At 43.8% G+C, this 26,829-nt stretch carries 26 protein-coding genes; 8 read left to right on the top strand and 18 right to left on the bottom strand.

Annotation, left to right across the window (positions count from 1 at the left end; translation table 11 throughout):
* Positions 1 to 271 precede the first annotated feature (271 nt).
* The gene (locus PSBA01_RS06090) at positions 272 to 1,072 is read left to right on the top strand and encodes a crotonase/enoyl-CoA hydratase family protein (RefSeq protein WP_186475338.1); all 801 of its coding nucleotides are present in this window, start codon (positions 272 to 274) and stop codon (positions 1,070 to 1,072) included.
* A 39-nt stretch (positions 1,073 to 1,111) separates the two neighbouring features.
* Here the strand turns inward: PSBA01_RS06090 and PSBA01_RS06085 are convergent, their stop codons facing one another.
* The 3 genes from PSBA01_RS06085 to PSBA01_RS06075 form a co-directional block, all read right to left on the bottom strand.
* A complete protein-coding gene (locus PSBA01_RS06085; protein WP_186475337.1) occupies positions 1,112 to 2,440 on the bottom strand; it encodes a reverse transcriptase domain-containing protein in 1,329 nt (442 codons plus the stop codon).
* 77 nt (positions 2,441 to 2,517) lie between these two features.
* Complete coding sequence (locus tag PSBA01_RS06080; protein WP_186475336.1) at positions 2,518 to 3,090, bottom strand: hypothetical protein; 573 nt, start codon at positions 3,088 to 3,090, stop codon at positions 2,518 to 2,520.
* 151 nt (positions 3,091 to 3,241) lie between these two features.
* Positions 3,242 to 3,739, bottom strand: coding sequence for a cupin domain-containing protein (locus tag PSBA01_RS06075; RefSeq protein ID WP_186475335.1), 498 nt, complete (start codon positions 3,737 to 3,739; stop codon positions 3,242 to 3,244).
* Between the two features lie 180 nt (positions 3,740 to 3,919).
* Here PSBA01_RS06075 and PSBA01_RS06070 point away from each other — a divergent pair, with 180 nt between their 5' ends.
* Positions 3,920 to 5,086 (top strand): MalY/PatB family protein, encoded by a 1,167-nt coding sequence (locus PSBA01_RS06070; RefSeq protein WP_093070223.1) that lies wholly within the window; start codon positions 3,920 to 3,922, stop codon positions 5,084 to 5,086.
* Between the two features lie 83 nt (positions 5,087 to 5,169).
* Complete coding sequence (locus PSBA01_RS06065; protein WP_093070221.1) at positions 5,170 to 5,763, top strand: hypothetical protein; 594 nt, start codon at positions 5,170 to 5,172, stop codon at positions 5,761 to 5,763.
* 249 nt (positions 5,764 to 6,012) lie between these two features.
* Here the strand turns inward: PSBA01_RS06065 and PSBA01_RS06060 are convergent, their stop codons facing one another.
* The 4 genes from PSBA01_RS06060 to PSBA01_RS06045 all read right to left on the bottom strand — a co-directional run bounded on the left by PSBA01_RS06060 (position 6,013) and on the right by PSBA01_RS06045 (position 11,161).
* Positions 6,013 to 6,972, bottom strand: a complete 960-nt coding sequence (locus PSBA01_RS06060; RefSeq protein WP_186475334.1) for a glycosyltransferase family 2 protein — start codon at positions 6,970 to 6,972, stop codon at positions 6,013 to 6,015.
* Between the two features lie 31 nt (positions 6,973 to 7,003).
* On the bottom strand, positions 7,004 to 8,155 hold the full coding sequence (locus PSBA01_RS06055) for a hypothetical protein (RefSeq protein ID WP_186475333.1): 1,152 nt from the start codon (positions 8,153 to 8,155) through the stop codon (positions 7,004 to 7,006).
* Positions 8,156 to 8,158: 3 nt separating this feature from the next.
* Complete coding sequence (locus PSBA01_RS06050) at positions 8,159 to 9,430, bottom strand: glycosyltransferase (protein WP_186475332.1); 1,272 nt, start codon at positions 9,428 to 9,430, stop codon at positions 8,159 to 8,161.
* A gap of 123 nt (positions 9,431 to 9,553) precedes the next feature.
* A complete protein-coding gene (locus PSBA01_RS06045) occupies positions 9,554 to 11,161 on the bottom strand; it encodes a glycosyltransferase family 2 protein (RefSeq protein WP_186475331.1) in 1,608 nt (535 codons plus the stop codon).
* A gap of 427 nt (positions 11,162 to 11,588) precedes the next feature.
* Between PSBA01_RS06045 and guaA the strand changes: the two genes are divergently transcribed.
* Positions 11,589 to 13,199 carry a glutamine-hydrolyzing GMP synthase gene (guaA, locus tag PSBA01_RS06040; protein WP_093070211.1) on the top strand — a complete coding sequence of 537 codons (1,611 nt, stop codon included), beginning with the start codon at positions 11,589 to 11,591 and terminating at the stop codon, positions 13,197 to 13,199.
* Positions 13,200 to 13,257: 58 nt separating this feature from the next.
* On the opposite strand, the gene PSBA01_RS06035 is transcribed toward guaA, so the two are convergent.
* The 6 genes from PSBA01_RS06035 to PSBA01_RS06010 all read right to left on the bottom strand — a co-directional run bounded on the left by PSBA01_RS06035 (position 13,258) and on the right by PSBA01_RS06010 (position 18,420).
* Positions 13,258 to 14,064, bottom strand: coding sequence for a hypothetical protein (locus PSBA01_RS06035; RefSeq protein ID WP_186475330.1), 807 nt, complete (start codon positions 14,062 to 14,064; stop codon positions 13,258 to 13,260).
* 8 nt (positions 14,065 to 14,072) lie between these two features.
* On the bottom strand, positions 14,073 to 14,603 hold the full coding sequence (locus tag PSBA01_RS06030; RefSeq protein WP_093070207.1) for a hypothetical protein: 531 nt from the start codon (positions 14,601 to 14,603) through the stop codon (positions 14,073 to 14,075).
* On the bottom strand, positions 14,600 to 15,391 hold the full coding sequence (locus PSBA01_RS06025; protein ID WP_093070204.1) for a TIGR04255 family protein: 792 nt from the start codon (positions 15,389 to 15,391) through the stop codon (positions 14,600 to 14,602). Before PSBA01_RS06025 ends, PSBA01_RS06030 begins: the two co-directional genes overlap by 4 nt.
* 166 nt (positions 15,392 to 15,557) lie before the next feature.
* Positions 15,558 to 16,562: a YhdH/YhfP family quinone oxidoreductase gene (locus tag PSBA01_RS06020; protein WP_093070203.1), complete on the bottom strand. Its 1,005-nt coding sequence runs from the start codon at positions 16,560 to 16,562 to the stop codon at positions 15,558 to 15,560.
* Between the two features lie 221 nt (positions 16,563 to 16,783).
* Complete coding sequence (locus PSBA01_RS06015; RefSeq protein WP_093070201.1) at positions 16,784 to 17,761, bottom strand: zinc-binding dehydrogenase; 978 nt, start codon at positions 17,759 to 17,761, stop codon at positions 16,784 to 16,786.
* A gap of 368 nt (positions 17,762 to 18,129) precedes the next feature.
* The gene (locus tag PSBA01_RS06010; protein ID WP_228724654.1) at positions 18,130 to 18,420 is read right to left on the bottom strand and encodes a DUF2798 domain-containing protein; all 291 of its coding nucleotides are present in this window, start codon (positions 18,418 to 18,420) and stop codon (positions 18,130 to 18,132) included.
* A 203-nt stretch (positions 18,421 to 18,623) separates the two neighbouring features.
* Between PSBA01_RS06010 and PSBA01_RS06005 the strand changes: the two genes are divergently transcribed.
* Positions 18,624 to 18,941 (top strand): aspartate/glutamate racemase family protein, encoded by a 318-nt coding sequence (locus PSBA01_RS06005; protein WP_093070354.1) that lies wholly within the window; start codon positions 18,624 to 18,626, stop codon positions 18,939 to 18,941.
* A 522-nt stretch (positions 18,942 to 19,463) separates the two neighbouring features.
* Positions 19,464 to 20,414: an alpha/beta hydrolase gene (locus tag PSBA01_RS06000; protein WP_093070199.1), complete on the top strand. Its 951-nt coding sequence runs from the start codon at positions 19,464 to 19,466 to the stop codon at positions 20,412 to 20,414.
* Position 20,415: 1 nt separating this feature from the next.
* On the opposite strand, the gene PSBA01_RS05995 is transcribed toward PSBA01_RS06000, so the two are convergent.
* Entirely contained in the window at positions 20,416 to 21,459 is a 1,044-nt protein-coding gene (locus PSBA01_RS05995) for an NAD(P)H-dependent flavin oxidoreductase (RefSeq protein ID WP_186475329.1), read from the bottom strand.
* Between the two features lie 305 nt (positions 21,460 to 21,764).
* On the opposite strand from PSBA01_RS05995, the gene PSBA01_RS05990 reads away from it, so the two are divergent.
* Positions 21,765 to 22,115: an IS630 transposase-related protein gene (locus tag PSBA01_RS05990; protein ID WP_186474644.1), complete on the top strand. Its 351-nt coding sequence runs from the start codon at positions 21,765 to 21,767 to the stop codon at positions 22,113 to 22,115.
* On the top strand, positions 22,090 to 22,614 hold the full coding sequence (locus PSBA01_RS05985) for an IS630 family transposase (RefSeq protein ID WP_186475459.1): 525 nt from the start codon (positions 22,090 to 22,092) through the stop codon (positions 22,612 to 22,614). The genes PSBA01_RS05990 and PSBA01_RS05985 overlap by 26 nt, the downstream gene beginning before the upstream one ends.
* Here the strand turns inward: PSBA01_RS05985 and PSBA01_RS05980 are convergent, their stop codons facing one another.
* The 4 genes from PSBA01_RS05980 to PSBA01_RS05965 all read right to left on the bottom strand — a co-directional run bounded on the left by PSBA01_RS05980 (position 22,615) and on the right by PSBA01_RS05965 (position 26,781).
* Entirely contained in the window at positions 22,615 to 24,291 is a 1,677-nt protein-coding gene (locus PSBA01_RS05980; protein WP_186475328.1) for an ATP-dependent nuclease, read from the bottom strand. It abuts the gene before it with no gap.
* 430 nt (positions 24,292 to 24,721) lie between these two features.
* Positions 24,722 to 25,099 (bottom strand): VOC family protein, encoded by a 378-nt coding sequence (locus PSBA01_RS05975; protein ID WP_093071292.1) that lies wholly within the window; start codon positions 25,097 to 25,099, stop codon positions 24,722 to 24,724.
* An 18-nt stretch (positions 25,100 to 25,117) separates the two neighbouring features.
* Positions 25,118 to 25,660, bottom strand: a complete 543-nt coding sequence (locus PSBA01_RS05970; protein WP_093071293.1) for an acyl-CoA thioesterase — start codon at positions 25,658 to 25,660, stop codon at positions 25,118 to 25,120.
* A 74-nt stretch (positions 25,661 to 25,734) separates the two neighbouring features.
* On the bottom strand, positions 25,735 to 26,781 hold the full coding sequence (locus PSBA01_RS05965) for a YheT family hydrolase (protein ID WP_186475327.1): 1,047 nt from the start codon (positions 26,779 to 26,781) through the stop codon (positions 25,735 to 25,737).
* Between the last annotated feature and the right edge of the window lie 48 nt (positions 26,782 to 26,829).

Raw genomic sequence — 26,829 nt, 5'->3', positions numbered from 1 at the left:
GTTCCAGACAAGGCACGAAGCGACGATAATGCAGATGCCTTAGCGAGATTTGTAACGCAGTATGGGGCAATTTTAGCATCAGCCCCAACGATAAAAGCAGGGGACAGGACTCTTTTTTGCCGCTTCATCGTTAAAAATAAGCGCTTAGAGTGACTAAACTTATTATTTTTAACATCGAATCGCCTAAAAAATAGTCGCTGTCAGTGCCATGGTCGAATGTTCAACACGCCCTACTCACTTCATAAAAAATAACTTTGACAAGGACATCACCATGACGACGGACAGTACTACGCAAGACAACCGCATTACTTATGACACAGACGGCACTATTTGCCTGATTGGGCTAAACCGCGCCAATAAACGCAATGCTTTTGACAGTCATATGATTACCCAGCTATCTGACGCATTGACTCGATATGAAGACGATGAGCATCTACGCTGTGCGCTTATCTTTGCGTATGGCGATCACTTCACCGCTGGGCTCGATCTGGTCGAGCTACAAGATAAGCTAAACGATGGTGTGTTTGAGTTTGATGATAATCAAATTGACCCGTGGGGCATTAGTGGACGCTTACGCACCAAACCTGTGGTGGTGGCGGTCAAAGGCACGTGCTTTACCGTGGCTATCGAGTTGATGCTCAATTGTGATGTGGTCATCGCAAGCGACAACTGTAACTTTGCTCAAATGGAAGTCCAGCGCGGCATCATGCCATTTGGCGGAGCGACGGTACGCTTTGTCGCGGCGGCAGGCTGGCAAAAAGCCATGCCATATCTACTCACGGGCAAAACGTTCGATGCGCAAACGGCTGATCGACTGAACTTGGTCAGTGAAGTGGTGGCAAATGGGACTGAGTACGAGCGCGCATTAACACTGGCGCAAGAGATCAGCAAAGCTGCGCCGCTGGGCGTTAGAGGCGCGCTATCCTCCGCGCAAGATGCGAGCCGCAATGGTGCCGCGACGGCACTGGCTAATATCCACAGCTATTTGCCGCCGCTCTTTCATTCAGAGGATGCCAAAGAGGGCGTGATGGCGATGGTTGAGAGAAGGGAAGCTGAGTTTAAGGGGCGATAGGGAATTTTTAAATGGACATTGAACAAAGAATGTAATCAATTACTTGATGCCAAAAAAGAACATTCTCTTATTTGCTGAGCCGATATCTTCAAAATCTATATTTAGATTATCGGTAATCAGCTTCTTTCTGACATTTTTGGATGCTATTATTAAATCTCGCTCAAATTTGGCACCATTAATAGCTAAGTCTTCACTATAAAAGTTCGTATATCCTGAGATAAGTATTCTAAGATATAAACTAAAATCAACATAATTACCGCATTCTCGTTTAACCTTAGTCATCGATTGAAAACTATTTATTCGTCCTATAGCCTTATGAAAAACTGGTTCAGGAATGTATCGTTGATAAGATTGTAGTCTGGAGTTATAAACTATATCAAAGCCTAGGTATGTGAAATTGTCTTTAGCACCACATATTTTGGTTTTCGGATCTCCAACTTCCTTTTCAATATCTAAACCAATATTTTTAAGGTTTTCTTGAACGTGGTCTTTTAGTTCTTTAGCTCTATCATAAGAGTTACTAAAGATTAGAAAGTCGTCTGCGTAACGTATATACGGTGTGCTGTTCTTAATCATTAAATTGTCAAACTCGTATAAATACATTGAAGAGCACAATGATGCTATAGGCATACCTTGACGAACACCTTTACCACTAAGTTTTTTTAGGTATGCTTCTATCAGTTTTTTGTGCTTTAGATCGCCATAATCTAATTTAGCATCGCAGTATACGAAACTTTTAAGAATAGCAGTTAACTCTTTATCGTCATTTAATCCAATAAACTCTTTTTCAAACTTTTTTACAGCGATTTCTCTATTTATATTGTCAAAAAATTTGACAATATCTGCTTTAATAACGTATCTATACTTGCTCCGATACTCTATAACGTCATCTAAAGCTTTGCGAATACCATGTATGGTTTTCTTGTTTGGTGTTCCTTTATCATCAATATATTCTACTTCTTTGTCGTTATAACCTTTATTCAAGGCATGATCATATTCACAAAATACTTTGTATATTTCTTCATAATGGTCTTTTAAGTATTTAATAAATAGCTTTTGAACGATTCTATCTTGTACTGAGGGAACACAGACCAAACGAGTATTGTCTAATGTCATTACATCGCGTTTAAGACAGTTAGTTTTAGGCAAAATAACAGGGGTGAGATGGTCACAGTTATACTTGAAATCTGATATTTTTTTACAAATACTATCTAAAGCTTTGTCACTAAAATCATTTAAATAATCATTAACGGTGATGTATTGAGTATGGTAGGAGTTGTCGGCTTTCGACTTGTTTTTAGCGAGTTGATTAAGAGTGGATTTAAAATTTTCTTTCACATAAGATGAGAAGTTAACCTTATCTGTCATGATTATCTCCCTTGCTTCTACTTAACAAACCTTTTGCAAAAATTCATATATCAAGTTCTATTAACAAAATAAAGAATTTATGCAAAAGGTCTATTCACTAGATAATCATGACGAAGGTCGAGTGCTCCACGCAAATTATGAGCAAGCTTTCTTAAGCGTTGAACAATGTCGCCACTTAAATATAGCGCACGTTTGGAACGGTACGTCATATAGCTGTCATATGGAATGATAAGCTCATCTACAACAACCTTACAATCAGTTAAATTGTTAACGTCATTTGGAGCCATACCCATCAGTTTTGCGATTTTCTTACGGATTATTTCACTGTTATATATTAACACATACGAGTGTGCAATCGTTATCAATACTGCCACAAATATGTATGCCTTTGTCGCAAATGGTGCTGTTGGCGATAGTGCGCCGTTTATCAGTACCGCTCTTTCAAGCCATAATAGCGGCTCAATAAGTTTATTTAACAGGAAAGCTATTTTCGATATGTTCACCATGTCATCACCATTTGATATTGTTTCATCCTCTTGAGTAGTAGGTAGCAAGGGCAAGAGTGCTCCACGCAAATTATGAGCAAGCTTTCTTAAGCGTTGAACAATGTCGCCACTTAAATATAGCGCACGTTTGAAACTGTACGTCATATAGCTGTCATATGGTGTGACAAGCTCATCAATAACCAGCTTACAATTTGTTAAATTGTTTACGTTATTTAGAGCTAAATAGATAATAGCATTAATATTTACAAATTAGCAAACACTTGTTAATGAAATCGTTATTATTCAAATCTTACCCTCAAACCTCACCTAAATCTTCCAAATCCACATACTCCTTTTTACCATGAATCTTATACATCTTACGGTCGATCTCTGGATACAGGGTAATATCGATCGGTGGTCGGCTGCCACCCATCAGGTAAGTGGCATCGGCATCGCTCTCATTGCGCATCGAATGCGCCGCGCCATGTGCAGGGAAACCGACAAAATCTCCAGCACTCAGCTCATAATGCTCATCACCATAGCGCAGCGACAGCTCACCTGACAGTACATAAATGAACTCATCCGACTCCTCGTGATAGTGATGGGTCGTCGTCTCATCTCCCGCTTCCACCCGTACGAGGTGCAAGCCAAACTTGGTCAGACCAACGATATCACTGAGCGATACCGTATGGCGGATAGCGTGCTCATTGAACTGGTGAATATGCTTAGTCTCAGGCGTGTTATCGATATCGGATTTGGTCAAGACGTATGCTTGCGTGTCCTTAGGCGGCTTTTGTTCTGGTGTCGTCATCATCGGTCTCCTTGATTGATGCTTTGAGTGTATACCACTATTAGCCAATAGTAACAGGTTTTAAAAGGGACGAGATAGGCGTGATGTTGATAATCAGATAGCGGCTTTATATATCCTGCATAAAGCGATTGTTGATGACGCCATTCCTGTTGTACCCTGAACCATTATTTTAAATGAAGGGGAATGCGGGTGTTGTATAACTTTGATGAAGTCATCGATAGACGTGGTACGGGATCGCTTAAATGGCACTATAGCGATGATACGATTCCGCTGTGGGTGGCGGATATGGATTTTAAGGCCGCACCGCCTATCTTAAACGCGATTGAGCAAGCCGTACAGCATGGCATATTGGGCTATACCAAACCTACTGAGGCGCTATATGACGCCATTATCGAGTGGCATGGCAGTCGCTATGAGTTACCACTTGCTAAAGAAAATATTTTGTTTTCCCCGGGTGTCGTGCCAAGCTTAGCGCTGATGATGAACGTCTTTACCGAGGTAGGGGATGCGGTGCTGGTCAATGATCCTGTGTACACGCCCTTTATGAGTAAGGTTGAGCAAAATGGTCGCACGCTCATCACCTCATCGTTACAAGAGAGCGAGGGTAAATATCACTTAAATTTAGCTGATATCGAAGCCAAGATTATCGATCATGATGTGAAGCTATATTTAGTCTGCAATCCGCACAATCCGGGCGGGCGCGTATGGATGAGAGAGGAGCTTGAGGCGCTACTGACGATTTGCAAAAAGCATGATGTAGCGATTGTCAGTGATGAGATTCATCAGGATTTGACCTTGCGCGAGCATACCTTTACACCGTTTTTAACGCTGGCACAAGGCTATGAGCATAAGGTGGTCAGTCTGACCTCAATGACCAAGACCTTTAATATTGCGGGGATTAAAGGCTCGCTGATTTTTTCTAAGGATGCCGCACTGATAGAAAAAATTGACGCCCAGCAGCATCTAAACGATGAGTATGAGCTCAACATGTTCGCCTATGCCGCGATGCACAGCGCCTATCGTGACGGCGGTGAATGGTTGGCACAGCTGCTTGCCTATATTGAGGACAATATTGAGTTTACCTTGCAGTTTTTCGCTGAACATCTACCCAATATCAAGGTAATGCGACCAGAAGTGTCCTATCTGATTTGGCTGGATTGCTCAGCATATAGTCAAGACGACGAGCAGCTTTATGATATTTTACGTGCGGCGAAAGTGGAGCTGAGCGCAGGCTATAAGTATGGCAGTGAGGGGCATTCAAAAATGCGTATCAATGTTGCCTGTCCGCGTATGCTGTTAGAAGCGGGCTTGGCGCGGATGGTGGTGGCGTTTGAGGGGTTGGGGAATTAAGACATTATTGAGAAAATGGGCAATGCCTTATTGCTGACCTAGTGAAACAAGCAAACTATTGATTCTATTAATCGAGATCAAACATGGATGAAAAAGTTAAAGCATCATGGGAGCGTGTACTTCACCCCACGACGCTTAAAAAAAATATCATTACAGCCTCTATATTTTCGATGGGCTTCGAGATGCTCAAGAATAGTATTGTTGAAAAGATAAAAGGCTTTTTTACTAATGGGTTCGATGAAAATGGAATGATTGTTAGCGCTGAGTATAAAGAAAAGGTGCTTGTCTTGAATAGAAGCCGACTCTATGCATCTTTAACGTGGCTACGAGATATGGGTGCCATTGATGATGAAGATTTAGAGAAATTTGAGTATATCGAAAGGTGCCGCAACACCTTAGCTCATGAAATGTTAACATTTGCTTCGTCTGGGATTGACTTTGATGTCACAGAAACTTTTGAAGAAATGGTCGGTTTATTGAGAAAGATAGAGATTTGGTGGTTTGTAAACCTAGATATGGCAATAGACCCAGATGCTTATCCTGAAGATCTAGATTTAGAGCAGGTTACTCCAGGTCCAGTATGGGGTCTTCAAATGCTTATTGACGTTGCGTTAGGTTCAGAGGATGAGGCGCAAAAATACTATAATTACTTTGTCGCAAACTCGGACAAAGTTTAAGATGTGCATTTCCTCGGAATTTTTCAACTCTCCTACAACTAGCTGCGAATGTATGTTGAATTGTACAAAATAGTATGGTCTAAATTTTCAACCACTTCCCAAAGCTCAATCGGTCATAACCATTGAGCCTTAATATCTATACAGTTACTCTATCGGAGATAGCTTACCATGCGGGCTTGAGCGCAGGTACTGTTTGGGCGCTTTCACTTTTGCGGCAAGCTCACCTGCCACGCATCAACAAAACCACCTCTAAACAAACGGTGCATCAGGACAATGCGACGCTTCCAGTTCTTTTTCTGTAGGTGCGCGCAGCAACGTAATCGGCGCTGTCTGCGCCGCTTGCCACTCAATCAAGCCGAGCTCAGCAAACTCACCCAGCCAGCCTGCCATTGCCCAATGTTGCCACTGATCATAAAAGCGATTGGCATTGATAACGATACTGTCCAAGTGATTTAGCGGCGGACGGCAGACGCTGTGCTGCTGATGGTAGACGATTTCGGCAGTCAGATAAAACGGCATGCCGCACGCGCGTGCGCGAAACGCAAAGTCAGTGTCCTCCGCGCCGTAGCCGACATAAGCGGTGTCAAAGCCCCCAAGCGCATCAAACTGCTGGCGCGTGATGGCAAAGCACAAGCTCCAAAACGCCCCGAAGTCCTCGGTCTGCGTCATCGCGGCGGGCGCGAGTGAGTCTGTGGGCGCAAAGTTGGGACGATAAGGGTTGTATACGGAGAGCGCATCTAGCGCGGCATTATTTAGCATCCCAGCTGACAGCGCTGCTGACTCGGCGGCTGACAGCGGGCGCGTCAGATATTTGGGCTGCCCCATCAGCAGCGCGTTAGGATGCGCCGTGAGCTTGCTATACAGTCCAGCGATGCTGTCCGCCGCAACCAGACAATCGACATCTAAGAATATCAGCGCATCGAAGCTCGCGTGCGTGGCGCCGATATTGCGATTGTGCCCGATATCAAAGCGCGCTTGCTTATCGTTGCCATCTTTCGTGGTCGGAATCTGTACGATGTTCAGCGCGTATTCGTTTAGGCGCTTGGGGTCGGCGTCGTCATTGACGATGATGACTTCGGCAGGTGGCGTACTGCTGTTGGCAAGGGCGGCAAGCAGATTGTATAAGTGCGTGTTACGCCCATAGCAGGTAGTGATGACGCTCACAGGCGCGGTCGGTCGCTTCGGGGAGGCTTTGTCGTGATGCATCATAGGCTTAGTTTTTCTTATTATTAAAAGATGATTATTCGGGACGCAGCGCAAGTTTGGGCAACAGCCACTCATTAAACCATGCCTTGGTATCGCTATAGTCGCCAAAGCTATGCATCAATGCGGCAGCTGAGGTGTCCGAGTCAGGCGCTGTCTGCGTAATGGCTGTCGGCGTAGGCAGCTGCCCGTTATTGTTTTGCACCGTTTTACAAAAGTCATCCCAGCTGAGCGCCCGACCTTGCGCAATCAAGGCATTGGCGGTGGCAACTTGCTCGTCATGCGGGCGCGCGTCAGGCTGTACGATAATGGGCGTCTGCTCGTAATAGACCTGCGCGATGCTGTTTAGCCCGCACGCCATAAACAAGGCATCACTATGAATGATAAACGGGCGCACGTCTTTGACCTGCGTGGCAATATCGACCAAGTGGCGCATGTTATCACTAATAGGACCGAGCGAGATGATAAAGGCATTGGGTAGCAATTCGCGTAGCCTGGGCAGGCGCGCATCGATGGCTTGGTGTCCGCCATAGCCTTTTATCACCGTGATAATAGGCGCGCCTTCACGATACGGCGTAGCATCATTTTTTAATTCATTGAGTAATGTCAAAAACTCGGAACGGGTTAAATCCGTACTGGGCGCTGTACCGATAAAGTCCAAATATAGGCTTTTCTTTGGCATCCATGCAGGCATGTCTATCGCCTCAAGGGCGCGCGGATACGGTGCGAGCATTGCCAGCGCCCCTTTAAAAGCCTCTACGTGCGGCGTATCGTCCCGCACGCCAGTCAGACGCACGTACAGATAGGGCATGCTGATCGTGCGACACAGCATAGCAATCTCAGCACTGACATCGATGATCATCAGATCAATCTGCCGCGCGTCTAGTGCCTGTATCAACTGATAGCTGCGCGCTTGAATGTCGCGACTGCCGACAGGGGAATAGTGTAAGCTCTCAGGCTGCCAGTATTGTCCCGCACGCCCTTTGAGCACATCGTCTGCGCGCTCATCTTCAGGCGCGAGACGGATAACTTGCGCTTCCCTAATATTGCTAAAGCTATAATCCGCCGCAGACACGCTGGTAAAAACCGTGAACTGCGCGCGCACAGGTTCAGGCAGCAGTGCCGCCAGCTTGTCCGCCTGCCGACAATGCCCCGAGCCGTGATGATGGGCGTAATAGCCGATGCGCATCCCTTAACCCTCGGCGTGCTGTGGCAAGGTGTCGAGACTTGGCGTCGCTTGTGGTGGTGGCATCGAAGGTAAATGTTTGGGCGTGGCAGCACTGGGCTTTTGCGCTGTGGATAGCGATTGTTGTTCTGGCGCCAGCGTCTGATAATACAAGTCTAAATAGCCATCGACCATCGTGGTATCGGCACAAAATAACTTGGCACGCGCACGGCACGCCGCCCGTGAGATGGTTTTGATATTATCAAAGGCTTTGATAAAGGCGGCTTTGTCTTCTTTAGCGACCACAATGCCCGTTTCAGACGTGACAATCTCCGCGCACGCACCCACATCAAAGCCAATCACAGGCGTGCCGCAGGCGAGACTCTCTGCCAATATCAGCCCATACGGCTCATCCCACGTGCTGGTAAACAGCATCGCCGTCGCTTGACTCAAGTAGCGGTTAATCTCTGCTTTGGTTTTGTGACCGACATAGTCGAGCAAATCGCTGCCTTGCTGCTTGTCTTGGAGTAATAACGGCGCGACAGATTGCTCAAAATACTGCGCATTGCTTTTGGGGCCTGCGATAATCAGGCGTTTGCCCGCCGCCAAGCAATATTGCATTGCCAAATGCGTGCCTTTTTCAGGACAAATACGTCCGTACCACAGATACACTTCGTCATCGATAGGTGTTAGCTGCGCGTCAAAAGAGTCCACATCAATACCGTTATACACCACTTTAGATGGCACAAATTCGGCAAACAGTTTTTGCTGATAGGTACTAATCGCGGTAAATTGCGTATCGGTGCCCAGTTGTAGGGTCAATAATGCCAAGCGCAGCTGCGGAAAAATCGGCGTATGAAAAGTGGTAAAAAAGCGCTTGCCAAAGACCTGACCCATCATCATCGGAATGTGGTGCAAGCTGTGATTGTGTACCACATCAATCTCGCCGCGTCCGTCACGCTCGATAATATCGCGTAGCGCATGTTGATAAGCGAGGTACTGATACATCTCCTCGCGCCCCATCGCCACCGACTCATGCTCGTTTGGATAGACCATCGCCTCAAATGCTTGACGCGACAATAGCGGTACAAGGGTCGCGTCTGTCTGACTGTCAGCATGTGCGTAAAGCAGCACCTCGTGCCCCGCCGCAACCAACTTGTCACAAATCAGATGGGTAATCATCTCAAGCCCGCCTGCGTAAGGCTCAGCAATCGGGTATAAAGAATGCGCAATGATAGCAATGCGCAAGGGTCGCTTCTGCGGCGTGACAGAAGCAGTGGGTAAAGATAAAGGGGGCATAATATTTCCTATGGCGGCGTTTATTCATCATCGTTATGGCCGCCGCTGTTATGGTTGTTGTTATTGAAAATAAAGGTAAAAGTCAGGATAAAAATGTGCGCAAAATAAAAAGTAAAATAAAGGTTAAAAGTTAATGGTCTGCTTATCTTGTACGCGATCAGTCGTCTCGATAAAGGGCATTTTTTGACTGTTTAGTGGTTTTACATATTCTGTATTTAATAAGGGAAAAGGTGCTGATGGTTCTGGTAAAGAATGCAGGTACTCGGCCTCACTGGCCGCGCTGTAATTGGCTAAAGCAAGTCTTGCGGCAATGAGTTTTAAACCAAAGACGGTGAGCGCGCAGGCGAATAATATCGGGGAATAAGCCGCAGACAGCGGTGATACCAACAGGGCAGTGAGCGCATTTAACATCAATAGTAATTTGGGTAAGGCACGGCTATTGGCGTGCTTTAGCGCTGATTGCGTGGCATCAGGAGCGATTTTTGGGGTACACACAAAGGGCTTTTGCCGTCCCCACAATACAGGCAACCAGCACAGCGCACCCACTTCCCAAAAGTTTAAATGCATCAGCCATGTACGTAAGCGTTTAGGAATAGAATGTCGATAGCCGCGCTGCATTTGCTGGGTGAGTGGCGCTTGGTCGTGCAAATACGCCCATAAACGGCGCAGTAAAAATACGCCGTAACCTGCATAGATGACAGCCAAAATCGGTAACGCCCATGTGCTGTCATGGCCCACCATTAATGCAAACGCCATTACCATCACCGTGATAAGCTGAAGCAGGATTAAAATCCCTGTGCCGTTGACCCATGCACTAAGCTGCGACAAGTGCGCGCGCTGATAGCGGCGCTGCTCAGCTTTGCTGTGTTTGGTTGTCGCCATACTCGCGGCATACGTCGGATGCAGACGACGTAACAATGGCGCGGCAAGATAGCGACAAAAAATCTGCATATTGCCATATACCCAGCGCTGACGCTGTGCCAATAAATCACACAAGGTTGCGGGCAGCAGTCCCGTTGCAATCACTGTAGGAATAAAGGCGCTACGCATATCATGCTGATGCATGAGCACCCCCATCTGCGCGTCTTCGGTGATTGATGCGCCCGACCAGCCGCCCAGCTGCTGCAAATCACGACGGCGAATGACCGCATAGGTGCCTGTCGATAAGGCGCGTATACGATTGCGCGGCTGATATAGGTGATGGTTAAAGTAATGATTCAGCTCGCTGTGAATGTCCTCAAGATGGGCGCTGCGATAAAACTGCGGAAACTGTAATAGTGTGTGCTCAGGATAGTCGTTAATGGCTTGTACCATCGCCTCACGGGCATGCGGCAATGCTTCATAATCGCTATCCACCACCACGATATGACTACAGCGTCTGTCCATCCACGCCAGCGCCAAGTTAAGTGCACCCGCTTTGTAGCCTGCAATCTCATCAATATGATAAAAGCGCACGTTGAGCGCGGCATCTAGCGATTCACAAAAGGCGGCCAGTGGTTGATAAAGAGATTTATCCGTATGGTTATTATCAATAATTAAGATTTCATCCACTGCCTGTTTGACAGCCAATAACGACTTAATGGTTGCAATCACAATCTCAGGTGGCTCCGCTCGTGTCATTAGCTGGAAGCTAAAGGCAATCGTGGCAGTAGTCGACTGAGATGATACGGGCGCAAAAACTGTATCTTGCACACCGTGCATCATACGAGACGCAGACGTTAAAGGAGTCATAATCTTTTATTCTTATCGTTATCGAGCTGTGGACGTTGGAAACAGGGGCAGCAAATAGCGCTTTGGTTTTAATGAAATATTTAATTGGCGCTTGAGAGAACAAATTCATAGTAATACAAAGCTTGGTAACATATTGATTATTAAGTGTTAGTTTCTGCACTATCTCGTAATGTTACGTAAGTTTTTCAGTCATTAACTTAAGAAATTTAGTGAAGCATCGAAAATATAGAGATACACACCTATAAAATAAGGTTTTATAAAAGGTTTATAGCGATAGGCGTCAAAAATCTGTCTTAGTCATGTCCTTATGTTGAGTGCGTCAACGCTTGAAAAAAATAGTTAAGAATAAACCGCATATCAACCGCCATTCATGGCGCTAAACTTGTTAAAATAGGGCACCAATTTTTTATTGATGGATACTCACCTTATGACGACCGCATCATCGACGCCAACTATCAAGCAAGACCGCATTTTAATCCTCGATTTTGGCTCGCAATACAGTCAGTTAATCGCCCGCCGTGTGCGCGATTCTGGGGTATTTTGTGAGATGTTCCCTTATGACATCGACACTCAGCGTATCATCGATTTTGGCGCAAAAGGCGTCATCTTATCGGGTGGCCCTGAGAGTGTGCATGCGGACAATAGCCCGCGTATCAATGACGCGGTGTTTGAGCTCGGTGTACCAGTACTTGGCATTTGCTACGGTATGCAGGCGATGGCAGATCGCTTCGGCGGGCAAGTTCATGCCAGTGATATTCATGAGTTTGGTGCGGCGACCATCGAAGTAAATGGTCACTCGCAGCTGACTGACGGTATCGAAGACAGCAAGACTGACGGCGCGGCTGCCAAGCTAAACGTTTGGATGAGTCATGGTGATAAAGTCATCAAAGCGCCTGAAGGCTTTGACATCGTTGCTAGTACGCCAAGCTGCCCGATTGCGATTATGGCTAATGATGACAAGAAATACTACGGTCTACAGTTCCACCCAGAAGTGACGCACACCCTACAAGGTCAAGCGCTGCTAGGTCGTTTTGTCCATCAGATTTGCGATTGTGCTGGTGAGTGGACGCCAGACAATATCGCTGATATGCGTATTGCACAGCTCAAAGAGCAAATCGGTGACAAGCAAGTATTGCTCGGACTATCGGGCGGCGTGGACAGCTCAGTCGTTGCAGCACTACTGCACAAAGCCATTGGCGATCAGCTGACTTGTGTGTTTGTGGATAATGGTCTCTTGCGTCTGCATGAAGGCGATCAGGTCATGCAAGTTTTTGCAGAAAACATGGGCGTCAAAGTCGTCCGCGTCGATGCCGAAGAGCGCTTCTTAACCGCGCTGGCTGGCGAGAGCGACCCAGAGAAAAAGCGTAAAATCATTGGTAAAACCTTCATCGACGTATTCGCTGATAGTGCGCGTCAAGTGAGCGAGCAGAGCGATGGTAAAGTTGTTGAGTTCTTAGCACAGGGTACGATTTACCCAGACGTGATCGAATCTGCTAAGTCACATCAAGGTAAAGCACACGTCATTAAGAGCCATCATAACGTTGGCGGTTTGCCAGATGACTTGGCGTTTGAATTGGTTGAGCCGTTACGCGATCTATTTAAAGATGAAGTGCGTAAACTTGGTATCACCCTTGGTCTACCAGAGAAGATGATTTACCGTCATCCATTCCCAGGGCCAGGTCTAGGCGTACGAATCCTTGGCGAAGTGAAAAAAGAATACGCTGATGTCTTGCGTTTGGCAGATGCTATCTTTATGCAGGAGCTGGAGCGCTCTGGCTGGTATGACAAAACCGCGCAAGCCTTTGCGGTATTCCAACCAATCAAATCAGTTGGCGTGGTCGGTGATGGCCGCCGCTATGCGTGGGTGATTGCGCTACGTGCCGTTGAGACGGTGGACTTTATGACCGCGCGCTTTGCCCATCTACCGTATGATTTGATTGAGACAGTATCGAATCGCATCATGAATGAAATCGCTGAGGTCTCACGCGTGACGTATGATGTGTCGAGCAAGCCGCCGGCGACGATTGAGTGGGAATAATCTCTACTCAGTATTTAGCTGAAATAAAAAACACTCAACTTGGTTGGGTGTTTTTTGTCTAAATTCCTGTATCAGGTGGTATAGGGTTATTTTCTTCGTACGAAAGATAGTCAAAATCGATACGTTGATATTGGCGTAAAGTACCTACAGAAATTTTAAATTCAGTGCCTACTTTAGGAACAGAGACGTCCATTCCTGCATCTTTTAATATATCGGCATATTCATTAAGTGCATCAGTAGCAGAAGCAATAGACTGATCATTAGAAGCTATACCTAACAAATTAACTGAATAAGTTTCTTCATCCTTAATATCTCGATTTGGATAAATATCAACATATATACCAGTTAGATATTCATTAGCTCGCTTAGCAATCTTTTTTCTTTTACCTTTTTTATCAGAAGACGCGATTAGCTGATCGAATTTAGTAGGTAATGCTGGTCTTTTATAACGACCAGCTAGCCAATCAATATACTGATTTAGGTTCCCTTCTAAAAAGTTAATTGAAGAATCAGGTTTAAATTCTTCAAGAAGTGACTTTTTTATTTGAATTTTTTCGTGAGCTTTTAGCTCTAAAATAACCTTCTCATCAGAGCTGTTTGAGTTGGCTTCTATATGCAATATTCTAGGATGACGATTATGGCTATACTGTTTATTAAACGCTTCAGCTGATAAAGGCCGGACAATAGAGAGCTCGATGTATTCTTCTTGCGAGGAGGCAACGTCGCATGATTGCGAGGCAACAACCAACAAGTTGTTAGCAGATATAGTGAACGTACTATCTATATCACCTATTAGCTTTGCAACTGTTTCAGGTTTGACAAAGCTGCCTTGTCGCCATCCTAATGCTTCGAGTATACGCTGCATTTAAACCTCTAAATTAAACCTAATTCAGGCGTCAGTGATTGATGAGCAAGACGTCGACCTGCAAAAATTATTTTTTCTCTATCAAGCTTTTCGTCTGTTAACATTTGCATCACGCTAGTAGAACCTAGGATAGGGGTAAACAGCTTTTCTTTATCAGTAGGAAGCTTGTTATAACTCCAGTCTTCTGCGATAACGCTTAACTCAAACACTCTTTGTCTATCTTTTTCTTTACTAATCCCTTGCTTCTCCCAGTTGTACAGTGTTTTTCTTGAGACACCAACAAGCTTAGCAAGCTCTTCATCACTCAAATCAAAATACTCTTTTATTGTCGAAAGCTGAGACTGGCGAGTATTGTACTTAACATTAATACTTGATCCGCTTGCTTGGCTCATTTTGTCAATTATATAACGACTGTTATCGTAACTGGTTGATTTCTTAAAAGCATAGGCTGGAGTAGTGGCAAGAATAGAAGCGCCTATAAAAGCGGTAGTAATGTTCTTATTTATCCAGCTATTTGCTCCATAACTGTTTTGTCTCATTTCCATGCCTCCTTGGCTTGTTCTGTTGTTACATTCCAAAATGCTTTTCGACTGATTTTATGCATGTGTGATAGCTTACTAAGTATTAATCCTTTATTAAAATCTAGTGGACCGGACTCTTCTTCCTGAGCATTCCATACATGGTCGATATCCAATAGTAGTCTTTTGACAGGCTTATCAGAAGATTTTTCTATTGCAATGGGTAAATTCTCTGCATCAGGCCAAACTAAAACTTTATCCTCACCGTATATCGAACGAATAAAAATAGCCCCTTCTGTGGTTCTCCATAAAGTTTCATTAGTCTGTCTTAGTAAGCTCCCTGACAGTTTTAAATCATCGTTGTTGTATAGTCTAGGCTGAACAAAATCTTCTATTGAGCCTTTGCCTTCAATGTTAAAAATGGTATCGCTATAACGTAAGCCAAGACCTAAACAGAGGCTTGGGTTAATAACATCTATAATAGTTTGTAATAAGAAATCACAGTTCTCTTCAAATCCATTAAAGCGTTCATATTCACTAGTCATAAACAATAAACGATTCTGGTTAACCGAAGCTGCGGTATGACTATTTTTAGAGATAAACTCCCAGTTGGCTTGAGCCTCTAAGCTTATACCGTTAGGCGACACCGTAATTTCTTGGGTCTCAGTGTTCCTTAGAATTGGTAGCTTATTTCTCAAAGCATCTTGAATCTTAGGTATGTATTCCTTTATACCTAGTATAGGAGAAAATCTAAATTCTGCTAATACAAAGACCAAAGGTTGATTTGATAACTTTTTATAGTCACACATGTTGAACTCTCAGTAAGCTGATAAGTCTATTTAAAGTTATTATATAATACACACTATGTGTAATTAGTTGTGTAATTTTTGGAAAACAATTGAGAATTCCAAAAAAAAGCAGCACCCCGAAAGAGCACTGCCATCATCTAAAAACTCATTTCTCTAAACCAATAACCTAACCCCGCACATTCACCACATAACGCCCAACCACCTTACTCGAAATAAAGCGATCTAAGTATTCAGGCGTTTGCTCAAGGGTAATTTCTTCAGCATAACCCTCAAGGTCAGGCAATTTCATATCGGTTGAAACGCGCTGCCAAATCGCTTTTTTGTCCTCAAGGGGGATAAGTACCGAGTCGACACCCAATAATGACACTGCTCTGGTGATAAATGGCATGACCGTCATCGAAAACTCCGCACCGCCCGCTAGGCCGCAACTGGTCACTGCGCCGCCCGCTTTGGTTTGCTTGAGCAAATTAGCTAGATAATCGCCACCGAGTGTATCAATGGCATTGGCCCACAGCTCACGGCCGATAGGTTTGCTACCGATTTCATTGATCGTATCGCGATGACGGACTTCGCTTGCGCCAAGATTTTTTAGATAATCGCTTTGTTCAGGCTTACCTGAGAAGGCGATAACCTCGTAGCCCAATTGACTTAATATAGCGATACTGATACTACCGACGCCGCCCGTTGCGCCCGTGACGGCGACTGGTCCGTCTTCAGGTTTTGCGCCCATTTTCTCAAGCTTTTGCACGCTTAAGGCTGCGGTTAGGCCGCCAGTACCATAAATCATTGCTTCTTTTAATGTTAATGATTTTGGACATTCTATCGCCCAATCAGCGGGTATCGAGATTATCTGGCCAAGCCCGCCTGCGGTGTCCATGCCGAGATCATAGCCGAATACCAACACTTCTTGCCCTGCGCTAAACGTGCCTGATTTGTCACTGACGACGACACCTGCCGCGTCAATACCAGGGGTATGCGGATAGTTTCTGGTGATTCTTTTATTGCCCGTGGCTGACATGGCATCTTTGTAGTTCAATGATGAATAATGCACTTCGATGAGCAAGTCATTCTCTGGTAAGTCACTGACTTTGCGCTCGTGAATGCTTTTTTTGAATTCACCGTCGTTAGTTTCTTCAACGACTAAGGCTTTAAACGTTTTCTCGTTTGACATAGTGATATCCCTATTACGTTTTATTGTTTATGTTCATGAGTCATGGCTTAACTATCGCATGCTTCATTATCTCATGACTGCAAAGCCATTAAAGCAAAAAAATCCCACTGTACTTTAGGATAAATACAAACGGGCTTCTTGTTATTTTATGCTACCTCTGATGATAATAGTCGTTGAAAGGTTAGTGTGTAAATTATAGTTTTGACAATACTTTAAAGTTACTAAGGTTTTAATAGTACCTTACCTTTTTTGCCAGATTGCACATCACCTGAGACGGCTTTGGTAATCTCATCAAGCCCATAAACCGCTTCAATTGGTAATTTTAGATTGCCGTTGGTCGCGCGCTCTAGTAGTTCATCAATCAGACGCTGTTTGTTGTCCAGATCCATTTCTTGGCTAGTTTTGCTGCCCCAGAAGCCTTTGACGATAGCTTGCTTAAAGATCAGGCTGCCAGCGTCTAGTTGCATTGGTTTACCTGACATAATACCAAACGAGACCAACGTGCCGTTGCTACCGAGTAGCGATAGCAGCTCATTGCTTGATTCGCCACCGACGGAGTCCACAGCAGCGGTGATCTTGTCCTCACCGATGATAGCGCGGACTTGGTCTTGCCAGTCATCATCAGTAGTGACGACATTGTTTTTGATATCTAGCGCGGTCAGCTCTTCTAACGAGTCTTTGCTACGCACGAGATTAATGGTGTTCACACCGCGTGCCGCTGCCAGCATGGCTAGTGTTTTACCAACAGCACCATTAGCCGCATTATGGATGATCCATTGTCCACTATCTACTTCTAGGAATTCAAGAAGCATCAAGGCGGATAATGGCATAGCAATCAGCTGCGCGGCCAGTTCGTCTTCGATGCTATCAGGGATGACAAACACCATAGTGGCAGGGGCGACAAAATACTCTGCCCACGTTTCGTGCACACTGGCACAGGCCACGCGCTGACCGATGCTTAAGTCTGTGACCTCATCACCGACCGCATCAATAATTCCTAACGCTTCACTACCGCCAACCGCTGGCATTTCTGGCTTGTAGCCGTATTGCCCGCTGACCGTTAGCATGTCGTGGTTATGAATGGGGGAAAGGATGGTTTTGATACGTACTTCGTTGGCAGCAGGCTGCGGCATAGGACGCTCGCCCACGCTCAGTACGTCGGAAGGTTTGCCAAAGTGATCATAAGTAGCAACGCGCATAAATTATCCTTAATCAATTATTTGTTATTATGTGTGTGGGTCCCAGACCATCACACCATCACATTATGGTTATGGTGTAGCTATCGTACTGTGTGATCTGGTTTAAATATAATCAGTATGGATCATACTATAGATAACAATAGACTGGTCGTCTAGTAAATAGATGATAACGTTATGTATGGTTTTGTTTCAGGTGGATTAAATGCTCAGTCATTGTCTTGACAGCATAGATATGGATTGCTGCATTTGATAAAGATGAGCAGTCGCCATACTGATCATGTACAGACATAGTGCTTGAGCCGTCAATGACACGGCGCTATATGGAAAGAGATTGACTATATAGAATAGAGGCTTAATAAAATAGCGGCTTAATAAAACTCAATGCGACTAAGGATGTGCTCCTGCACCATATAAGCACAAAAATACGCGCTGGGCCACGCCACGATAAAGACCAATCCCCACGAGTGCATCAGCTCGGTAAAAAAACCGTCAATATAGCCCACCTTTATAAGCAATAATACGGTTGAGATGATGAGTGACATCATCATCGCCATAAGACCAGTAAAGATCAGGCGATAGTATTTGCGGCGGGTGCGTATTCTGATGGTGGGGAAGTTGGCCATAGTTTCGATTATCCTACAAGTGATAGCAGTGCTCATGATACTCCGTGATGACGGACTGGTAAAATCGTTATTATCAATCGTCAGGTTTGCTATAGATTCATAACCATCTTTTTATCTTGAGAAAAACAATATCTCTAGATAATGCGCTCTTCTAGAGAGCAACTTTTGCTACGATAATCTATGATAAGTAAGACTAAACGATAAATAGGAAAATAGCGCTATTGGATACGCAGTTTACGATGACCCAAGATTTTTATAAGCAGCGTCTGACAGATAGCGGTTTGCAAATGGTGATACCTCAAGAAGACGCAAGGGTAGAGGTGCACCGAATTATCTATGAGGAGCTGTGCCAAGGGCAGTTATTGGATAGCTCAAGAGAATATTATCAAAGGATCATTGAGCAGTTAGCTGATGCAGGCTGCGAGGGCGCGATCTTGGGCTGTACTGAGATTGGCATGCTGATTAAGCAAGCTGACAGCCCCATCCCTGTGTTTGATACCACCGCTATCCATGCGCGAGCTGCGGTAAGGTTTTTAGTGGATAAGGCAGTCGGCTAAATACTGCAAAGATAGCATAAAGCCTGCTGCGACCGTTTAGCCTTTATCGTAAGTTGGTTAATGGCTATCATGAACCTTTTTGTGCACTTTGACGATACGGCGCAGCGGTAACCGTCTCCATGGTGTCGTTGGTAGGGCAAATAGCAGCATGGTTTTGGCGATAGACCCTTTGGTAAGGTCACGCGATTTATTAGAGGGCGTACTCGTGTCGCTTAAGGTGCATCCTTATATGCCACTTTGATTGGGCTTTGATGAGTGTCAGTTGGGTTTAATTGAGAATAGATAGTGAGCTTAGGGTTGTAGTTATAACCACTACTGCTATAAAGCGCTCCTATTATAAATGACAATGCTTAAGCTATCTTGGCTAGAAAGGTAAACAAGAGCTAACGATAGTCTTGTTTATAGGCATAAGAAATAAGGGTTTGACTAGAAAGTTATAAATTAAAAAATCTAGGCACAAGTTTAGCGCTAAAATCAAAGTCAGATTTTGTTTCCACCTTAATTCTAAACAAGGATGTCTTTATGCTATTTAAACGCTTAGGCCTTGCCGCACTATTTAGTCTCTCTATCGTAGGCTGTACCACAGCGCCCAATACGCTTGCCGTTAACACTACCCAAAAAATTATCCAATATGAGCGCAATAAGTCTGATCTGGATGTCAAATCATTTACGCTAACTTCTGGCGACAAGTTAGTTTATGCCGAAAACGCCAACCTAACAGGCGAGCCCTTACTCCTTATTCACGGTTTTGGTGGTAATAAAGACAACTTCACCCGTATCGCTGATGAGTTAGAGGACTATCATCTGATCATTCCTGATCTGCTGGGTTTTGGTGAATCGAGCAAACCTATGAGCGCAGACTATCGCTCACAGGCACAGGCCACGCGCTTACATGAGCTGTTGCAAGCTAAAGGATTGGCAAGCAATATTCACATCGGCGGTAACTCGATGGGCGGCGCGATCAGTGTCGCGTATGCTGCACAGTACCCAAAAGACGTCAAAAGTCTGTGGCTTGTCGATAGCGCAGGGTTTTGGTCAGCAGGCGTGCCAAAATCGCTTGAGGGCGCAACCCTTGAGAACAACCCATTGCTGATCAATAGCAAAGAAGACTTCTACAAGATGTACGATTTTGTCATGTATAAGCCGCCTTATTTGCCCAAGTCAGTCAAAGCGGTATTCGCGCAAGAGCGTATCAATAATAAGGAGTTGGACGCCAAAATCCTTGAGCAAATCGTCACTGATAGTGTCGAGGAGCGCGCTCAAATCATCGCGAACTATCATATTCCAACGCTCGTGGTTTGGGGTGATAAAGATCAAGTCATCAAACCTGAAACGGTCAATGTGATCAAAGACATCATCCCGCAAGCGCAAGTCATTATGATGGAAGATATCGGTCATGTGCCGATGATAGAGGCAGTAGAGCAAACGGCTGATGACTATGAAGGGTTTCGTGCAACGCTGAAGGGTCAGTAATTCACAAACCTTTTATTAATCGTGTCAGTAAGGCGTCTGTACTTTCGTTTTTGACTAACGTGACGCCTTGCCCTGCCCATAACGACAGATGCTCGGCGTCCAAACGCTTGGCTGCATCCGCCCGCATAAACTTGGTCATGGCATTGAGTTGCGGGTAGGGCGGTAGCGTATCTGCACACTCAAACTGAGCAAAATCACGCAAATAGTTGTTTAATAATCCACGTGCAAGCTTACCTGAGAACAATCTGGTTAAGCGCGTCTCAGTACTGCGTAACCCTTGACTGGCATCAATAAGCGCTTGTTTATACGTATCATTAATACCGCATTGATCTGTGGTCAAAAACGCCGTTCCCATTTGCGCAAGCTCAGCACCTGCCGCTTGTACTGCCTTAATATCCTGTCCCGTCATGATGCCGCCCGCGGCGATCATTGGAATATCCGTGCAAGCGCGCGTTTGACCAATCAATGTCAGCAGCCCCATGGGGTCATTTGCGCTTTGTGGCAGCCAGCCACCGCGATGGCCGCCCGCTTCGACGCCTTGTACGCAGACGGCGTCCGCGCCAATATCCGCCCATGCTTTTGCCTCGTGAGGATGATTGGCCGTACCGACGACACGTGTGCCTAGACTCTGTAAGTGCTGCACTTGCTCGGCACTGATAATACCAAAGGTAAAGCTAGCGACAGGCACGGGGTTGTCATAGAGCACTTGTAACTGGTCTGCAAACCTAAGCGCTGGTCGCTCAGGCAATGAGGTGTCTATCTGGTTTTTTTGATAATATTCGTCTAACCAAGCAGGGATGTCGCTAGTAAAGGTATTAGACTCATGCTCAGACAACACCATTAAATTAATCATAAAAGGACGGTCGGTGCGCGATTTGATGGTATTGATTTGCTCGTTTAACACCTCAGGCGATGTGGTGCCAGCACCCAATGAGCCAAGCCCACCAAAATCACTCACTGTCAGCGCCAGCTCAGGCGTAGTCGCTCCTGCCATTGGTGCTTGGACGATGGGGTAGGTGAGGTTAAGCGTATTGAGTAAGCTCATGAATGGCTCCTTTTTATTAGGATATTTGCATGACTTACTGTAGCAGAGGTAGGCGGTGCGCGTGTTGGATAGTGTTTATTTAGTTGATGAATAGGGTGGTGGGTTTTGGTCATGCTTTTGCATTTGAGATAACTATATAAAGATTAATTCTAAAGTCTAAGAAACTTCAAGTATATTTTTTAAGAAAAATAATACTTCAGGGTATTCAACATTCATTTCGTTAATATCAGATTGTTCAATTATAGTCAATTCCACCTAAAAGTGTTATAAATTAATTATCAAATCCAATTGTTATTATAAAGACCATGACTTACTCACTAGATTTTCGCAAACAGGTACTAAAAAGCTTAGACGAGGGTATGACCTTTGCCGAGGCGGCTGAGTCTTATAATCTGAGCCCAACCACCATACAGAACTGGAAGCGGCGTGTTCATAGTAAAACAACCAGGCAAACCAAGCCCTATAAAATACCAGATGATGTGCTACTTAATGATGTCAAAGAGTATCCCGATGATTACCAGTATGAGCGAGCTCGTCGTCTAAACTGTAGTAAAACAGGCATTCATCATGCCCTAAAGCGCCTAGGCATCAGTCAAAAAAAAGACTTTAGAACATCCAAAAGCCTGTCCAATCAAAAGAGCGGCGTATCAGAATAAGCTTGAGCACTTTAAGCAGCAAGGCTACCCCATTGTATATATGGACGAAAGCGGCTTTGAGGCTGAAACCATTCGCTCTCATGGTTATGCACCGATTGGTAAACCCTGTATCGATAGCTACAACTGGCAAGGTAAAAAGCGAACCAACGTTATCGGTGCTCTCTATGAAAAGATGCTGTTTGCACTAGATTACTTTAAGCACAACATTAACAGCAGCATATTCTACAACTGGTGCAAACAAACCCTAATCCCAAGTCTTAAAACCAAATGCGTGATTGTGATGGATAACGCTCGATTTCATAAGAAGAAGCGCATTCAAAAGCTACTGAATAGGCATGGTCATCGTATTCTATGGCTGCCACCGTACAGCCCTGATTTGAACCCTATTGAAAAGAAATGGGCACAAGTAAAGTTTCTACGCCAAGGCTGGTTGGAAAACGACTTATCCAAGTTGTTTTATGATGTTTGTCCTAACCATAACAATTTTATTTTGAACTGACTATATTTGACAGCAAGTATTAGTTAAAATCATCTTCATACCTTCTTGAGTAAAATTAATACTGCTTTTTTCAGGATTATTTTGCTTAGTAATATCTGTAATAAAATCTAATATAGGACTTTTGTTATACGCCCTAGAAGTTCTCTTGAGTCTGTCAGATTTTTTTATAGCTTTATATTTTTTTCTTCTTAATATTTTATTCGTTGCATCATATAAAATATCTGGGTAGATAAAATCTTCAAGCTCAATATCATTATACTCTTTACCATCGGCTCGAATGATATACCTACAGTTCAAATCTATATCTTTATAATGCCTACCTCTTAAAGAATTAAAAATGCTCCTGCCTTCACTATCACGATCAAATATTGCAACTATTTTTGGTTTATATTCTAAATCAGAGCAAAATTCTTCTAAGAATCTTAGATAACCGGGATATTTGGTAACACCACCTCCAATTAGGATGTTCGGAATAGGTAAGTTGAATTTTTTAAACAAAAAGGTAAGTATGTCTTTATCTTCCTGTCCTTCTACTAGAACATTAAACGGCATTACTTCCCATGAATCATTTTTACTTATACCAAAATTTTGTTTGATTCTTTGAGATTTTTCAAAATCAGATCCTTCGTATACCATCGTATTTAGCTTATAAAATAAAAAACCTTCTTTTCTAGCATACTCTTTCAATTCCTTAGTACCTTCAAATAAGAAGGTGTTTTTGAGGTTCTGTGTATTTATGAAAAAATGAGAGTGAGTAGTTATTAATATTTGACTATCTTTAGACTCTTCTAATAGCCTTGAGTATAGGCTTTTCTGCAAACCTGCTTGTAGGAAAATTTCAGGTTCATCTATTGCCCAAATAACATCCTTTTTAGTTCTTGAATTGACATACTGTATTAAAGACAATAAGATAATTCTTTGAATTCCACTCCCTTTAGTTTCCAGTTTCCGTTCATTGGTATCGTATAAAGTGAATTCGATAATTTTAGAAATAGCTTCTCTAAGAAAGTCATATTCTGGGAATTTAATTTGAAGCTTCCAATTATCAGAATCTATCGAGTCAACCTCCTTTAATAGGTTTTGGAAAATACTAGTTAAGTCGTTTTCAATATTTTTTACAGCACTCTTTGATAAATCTATAAACTGATTTAATTTTTCAAGAGAGTCTTTCTGAGTTTGGCCTCTTCTCTTATCCATACCTAAAGGTAAGATAGCATCATTGACAATCTCTGAAATTAGCTTGGGTATATCTATATTACTTGCCTCAATGAAGAAAAAGCTGAAATTACTATTTAAAAAATCTTCTATTTCTAGTTTGGATAACGATTTTCTACCTTTCTTCCCTTCGAGAACTACCTCCTTTATACCCTTTTTCTCACTAAAAGATTGTTTTATTTCCAAAACCTCAGAAGATTTATTTTCAATAAATCTACCTGTTAGCACTGTTTTGTATCCAGCACCTCTTGACCCCTCCACGATATGGTACGGGACATCCCTATCTGCATCAAAGTTATCAATTTTCGGATTGAAAAATAAGTTTAAAGCTCTCAAGAAGTTAGTTTTGCCTACATTATTTGAACCACATATAACTGTTAGATTGTCATTATCTATTTTCAGCTTAATGTCACTTATTGAGCGATAGTTTCTGATTCTAAATTCTACTAGTTGGTATTTCATTACTTATGACTTCCATAGATATTATTTTAAATAAGTGAATGTAGCTGTATTATGTCCTAATCTTTTCAAATAGACCTCTTGCATAAGTCGTCGCTAGCCCCTACCGCCTCGTTGATAAAGTTTATTAAATTGGTACTTTTGCAAGAGGCCTAATGTAAATAGAAAGTTATGACCATCTCTCCCTTAGTGTGCCATAAAAGCTTATTATAAATAATCTATATACTGAATTTTTACACAAAAAAAGAGCCAATCATCCAAGCTACCCAAAAGATGACTAAGAAAATTGACACATTTTTATAACTTTACTTCTTAACTTTTGCTATTAATTCAACTGCAACAATACTTTCGCACTCATCAGCAGCTTAACCATATCATCACCGCTAATCGGCAAATTCCAATGACACGCCCTAAACAGACTGACTCTAGCTTTTTACTTCAACGGACTTATCGTTAGTATGACGCCGAATCCATCTGGATCAGTCAACTCGATGCCGTTTTCATTCCAATAAGGATTTTGTGAGGTGATTGGTAGTATATCTGCCTGTTTTGCTCTATCTATAATGGTTTGGATTTCTTCTTCGTTGTCTAAGTAAAACACGATCAAATCATCCCTGTCAGGATGATGGTTTGCTTTATCAGCGGAATAGGTAAACTCCATATGCCAATCCTGATCGGGAAATCCTAAAAAAACACCATCGTAACCATTATGGTCTTTGAAGCCGCCCAGCTTTTCTAGTCCAATAATATTCTGATAAAAATCAATAAGGGTGTCCAAATTATTGGTGTGCCGTGCATATCGAAATTTCATAAGTATCCTTACTCAATCCTAGTCCTGCGGTGGCCATGGACGATCACGATCGCTCTCGATCCATTCGGCGACATAGCCAGTTGGCGGTAGGTCCCAGTCAGACTTGCCCAATGCGGCCAGTACTTGCGCAGTATCGATCACCCGTCCACCTTTGGTCACGCCCGTACGCAGTAGCGCAGAGGAGCAAGGTTTGCCTTTGACCCACATGGATTGTTCAATATAGAGCCAGCGCGCATCGATACCGACGATTTTAGTTTTTAGCGTGACTTTGTCAAAGGCACGAATACGCTTGCGATATTGGATGGTACTGCCAGCGATGACCAGACCCCAACGCTGTTTTAGCAGCTGCGTGCCAAGTCCGCTACGCACCGCAAAATCCATACGCCCCAAATCATACAGCGTGAATACGCGACCGTTATTCATCTCTAAGAAATTATCGATATCCGTCAGGCGACAGCGAAACTGAATCTCGCTGGTCTCTTTTAGAGTTAAGGTATCGCCCTTTTTTACTTTTAAGGCGGCATGAGCGATGGTGCTGGCATAACGGATAAATGGGTACATAAAGTCGTCTCGAAGGTTTAAAGAACAGCATTAAAAGTCGTTAAATTAGGAGCTATTGTCAGGGCTACTTAGGCCTATTTTTTATGTGACTCGACCCCAATCCAATTGAAGTAAGCACTCACCGTTTCGGGTATCCAGTTAATATCAAATTTTGAAGATTTGCCATTAGTATTATTTTTTGCTCGACCTTTATCTGAGCGATAACGCAAATAGCCGATATGTCCACCGTGCTTCGTATCGATAATAGTGACGCAGTCGGAGACATCGTTCGCGGTGGCGGTAAAACCCAAAAAGGGATCGTCTTTGGCGCTAATCAACAATAAGGGTTTTTTGACATCGCGTAAGTAGGGCAGGGCTGAGGCGCTATGATAGTAGTCGTTGTTAGAGCGGTAGCCATGACGCGGCGCGGTAAAGATATCATCAAAGTCGCTGATACGATTGACCGCTTTGATAGAGTCGATCTCCTCTTGAGTAATGTCATTGGCTAAGGCTTTTTTGATAATTGGGTTGAGCAAATAAGGCGTATAAATACGATGACTTAAAAAGCTATGCATACTCAGCGCCGCTGATGACATATCAACAGGGGCGGAGATAACAGCCGCGCCTTTGCAGAGCGCTTTCTCGCCGTATTCGCCCATATATTTTGCCAGTGCATTGCCACCTAAAGAGACACCGACTGCATAGATATTGGCGTATTTTTCGCTTAGGTTTTGCAGCATGTAGTGCACTTCGCCCGTATCACCTGCATTATAAAACACCCGTCCACTAGCTGGAATACCACCACAACTACGAAAATGGGCGACCACAAAGTGCCACCCTTGCGCGTGCATCTGATAAGCCAGAGCGCGGGCATAATGGCTATCGCTACTGCCTTCCATACCGTGGAACAAAACGATTAATGGCGTTTGTTCAAGTTCACCATTTTCTGAATTTTCTGAATGTTCTATAGGATGCGCATCATAAAAATCGTAAGCAATATCGCTTTCATCCAAAGAGTCTTTTTCGACTTCGCGGCGATAAGTTGGTGCTTTTGGCGCAAAAAACTTGGGCAAGATGCTTTGCAAGTGTGGATTGGTCAGCCAAAAGGGCGGTTTAAAGGGGTTATAGGTAAAGGTTGTCATAGTAGGATTTCTACAGTTGTAAAATAAAAGTATAAATAGAAAATATGA

The organism is Psychrobacter sp. KCTC 72983 (assembly GCF_014280455.1).
GTDB classification, from domain to species: Bacteria; Pseudomonadota; Gammaproteobacteria; order Pseudomonadales; family Moraxellaceae; genus Psychrobacter; species Psychrobacter pacificensis.
The sequence above is the reverse complement of the archived record's forward strand: the minus strand, read 5'-3'. Positions and strand labels throughout refer to the sequence as shown.

Bases quoted from the DNA above. Each gene is read 5' to 3' on its own strand.
- PSBA01_RS06090 (WP_186475338.1), top strand. From the start codon at position 272: ATGACGACGGACAGTACTACGCAAGACAACCGCATTACTTATGACACA.
- PSBA01_RS06085 (WP_186475337.1), bottom strand. From the start codon at position 2,440: ATGACAGATAAGGTTAACTTCTCATCTTATGTGAAAGAAAATTTTAAA.
- PSBA01_RS06080 (WP_186475336.1), bottom strand. From the start codon at position 3,090: ATGACGTACAGTTTCAAACGTGCGCTATATTTAAGTGGCGACATTGTT.
- PSBA01_RS06075 (WP_186475335.1), bottom strand. From the start codon at position 3,739: ATGATGACGACACCAGAACAAAAGCCGCCTAAGGACACGCAAGCATAC.
- PSBA01_RS06070 (WP_093070223.1), top strand. From the start codon at position 3,920: ATGCGGGTGTTGTATAACTTTGATGAAGTCATCGATAGACGTGGTACG.
- PSBA01_RS06065 (WP_093070221.1), top strand. From the start codon at position 5,170: ATGGATGAAAAAGTTAAAGCATCATGGGAGCGTGTACTTCACCCCACG.
- PSBA01_RS06060 (WP_186475334.1), bottom strand. From the start codon at position 6,972: ATGATGCATCACGACAAAGCCTCCCCGAAGCGACCGACCGCGCCTGTG.
- PSBA01_RS06055 (WP_186475333.1), bottom strand. From the start codon at position 8,155: ATGCGCATCGGCTATTACGCCCATCATCACGGCTCGGGGCATTGTCGG.
- PSBA01_RS06050 (WP_186475332.1), bottom strand. From the start codon at position 9,430: ATGCCCCCTTTATCTTTACCCACTGCTTCTGTCACGCCGCAGAAGCGA.
- PSBA01_RS06045 (WP_186475331.1), bottom strand. From the start codon at position 11,161: ATGACTCCTTTAACGTCTGCGTCTCGTATGATGCACGGTGTGCAAGAT.
- guaA (WP_093070211.1), top strand. From the start codon at position 11,589: ATGACGACCGCATCATCGACGCCAACTATCAAGCAAGACCGCATTTTA.
- PSBA01_RS06035 (WP_186475330.1), bottom strand. From the start codon at position 14,064: ATGCAGCGTATACTCGAAGCATTAGGATGGCGACAAGGCAGCTTTGTC.
- PSBA01_RS06030 (WP_093070207.1), bottom strand. From the start codon at position 14,603: ATGAGACAAAACAGTTATGGAGCAAATAGCTGGATAAATAAGAACATT.
- PSBA01_RS06025 (WP_093070204.1), bottom strand. From the start codon at position 15,391: ATGTGTGACTATAAAAAGTTATCAAATCAACCTTTGGTCTTTGTATTA.
- PSBA01_RS06020 (WP_093070203.1), bottom strand. From the start codon at position 16,562: ATGTCAAACGAGAAAACGTTTAAAGCCTTAGTCGTTGAAGAAACTAAC.
- PSBA01_RS06015 (WP_093070201.1), bottom strand. From the start codon at position 17,761: ATGCGCGTTGCTACTTATGATCACTTTGGCAAACCTTCCGACGTACTG.
- PSBA01_RS06010 (WP_228724654.1), bottom strand. From the start codon at position 18,420: ATGAGCACTGCTATCACTTGTAGGATAATCGAAACTATGGCCAACTTC.
- PSBA01_RS06005 (WP_093070354.1), top strand. From the start codon at position 18,624: ATGACCCAAGATTTTTATAAGCAGCGTCTGACAGATAGCGGTTTGCAA.
- PSBA01_RS06000 (WP_093070199.1), top strand. From the start codon at position 19,464: ATGCTATTTAAACGCTTAGGCCTTGCCGCACTATTTAGTCTCTCTATC.
- PSBA01_RS05995 (WP_186475329.1), bottom strand. From the start codon at position 21,459: ATGAGCTTACTCAATACGCTTAACCTCACCTACCCCATCGTCCAAGCA.
- PSBA01_RS05990 (WP_186474644.1), top strand. From the start codon at position 21,765: ATGACTTACTCACTAGATTTTCGCAAACAGGTACTAAAAAGCTTAGAC.
- PSBA01_RS05980 (WP_186475328.1), bottom strand. From the start codon at position 24,291: ATGAAATACCAACTAGTAGAATTTAGAATCAGAAACTATCGCTCAATA.
- PSBA01_RS05975 (WP_093071292.1), bottom strand. From the start codon at position 25,099: ATGAAATTTCGATATGCACGGCACACCAATAATTTGGACACCCTTATT.
- PSBA01_RS05970 (WP_093071293.1), bottom strand. From the start codon at position 25,660: ATGTACCCATTTATCCGTTATGCCAGCACCATCGCTCATGCCGCCTTA.
- PSBA01_RS05965 (WP_186475327.1), bottom strand. From the start codon at position 26,781: ATGACAACCTTTACCTATAACCCCTTTAAACCGCCCTTTTGGCTGACC.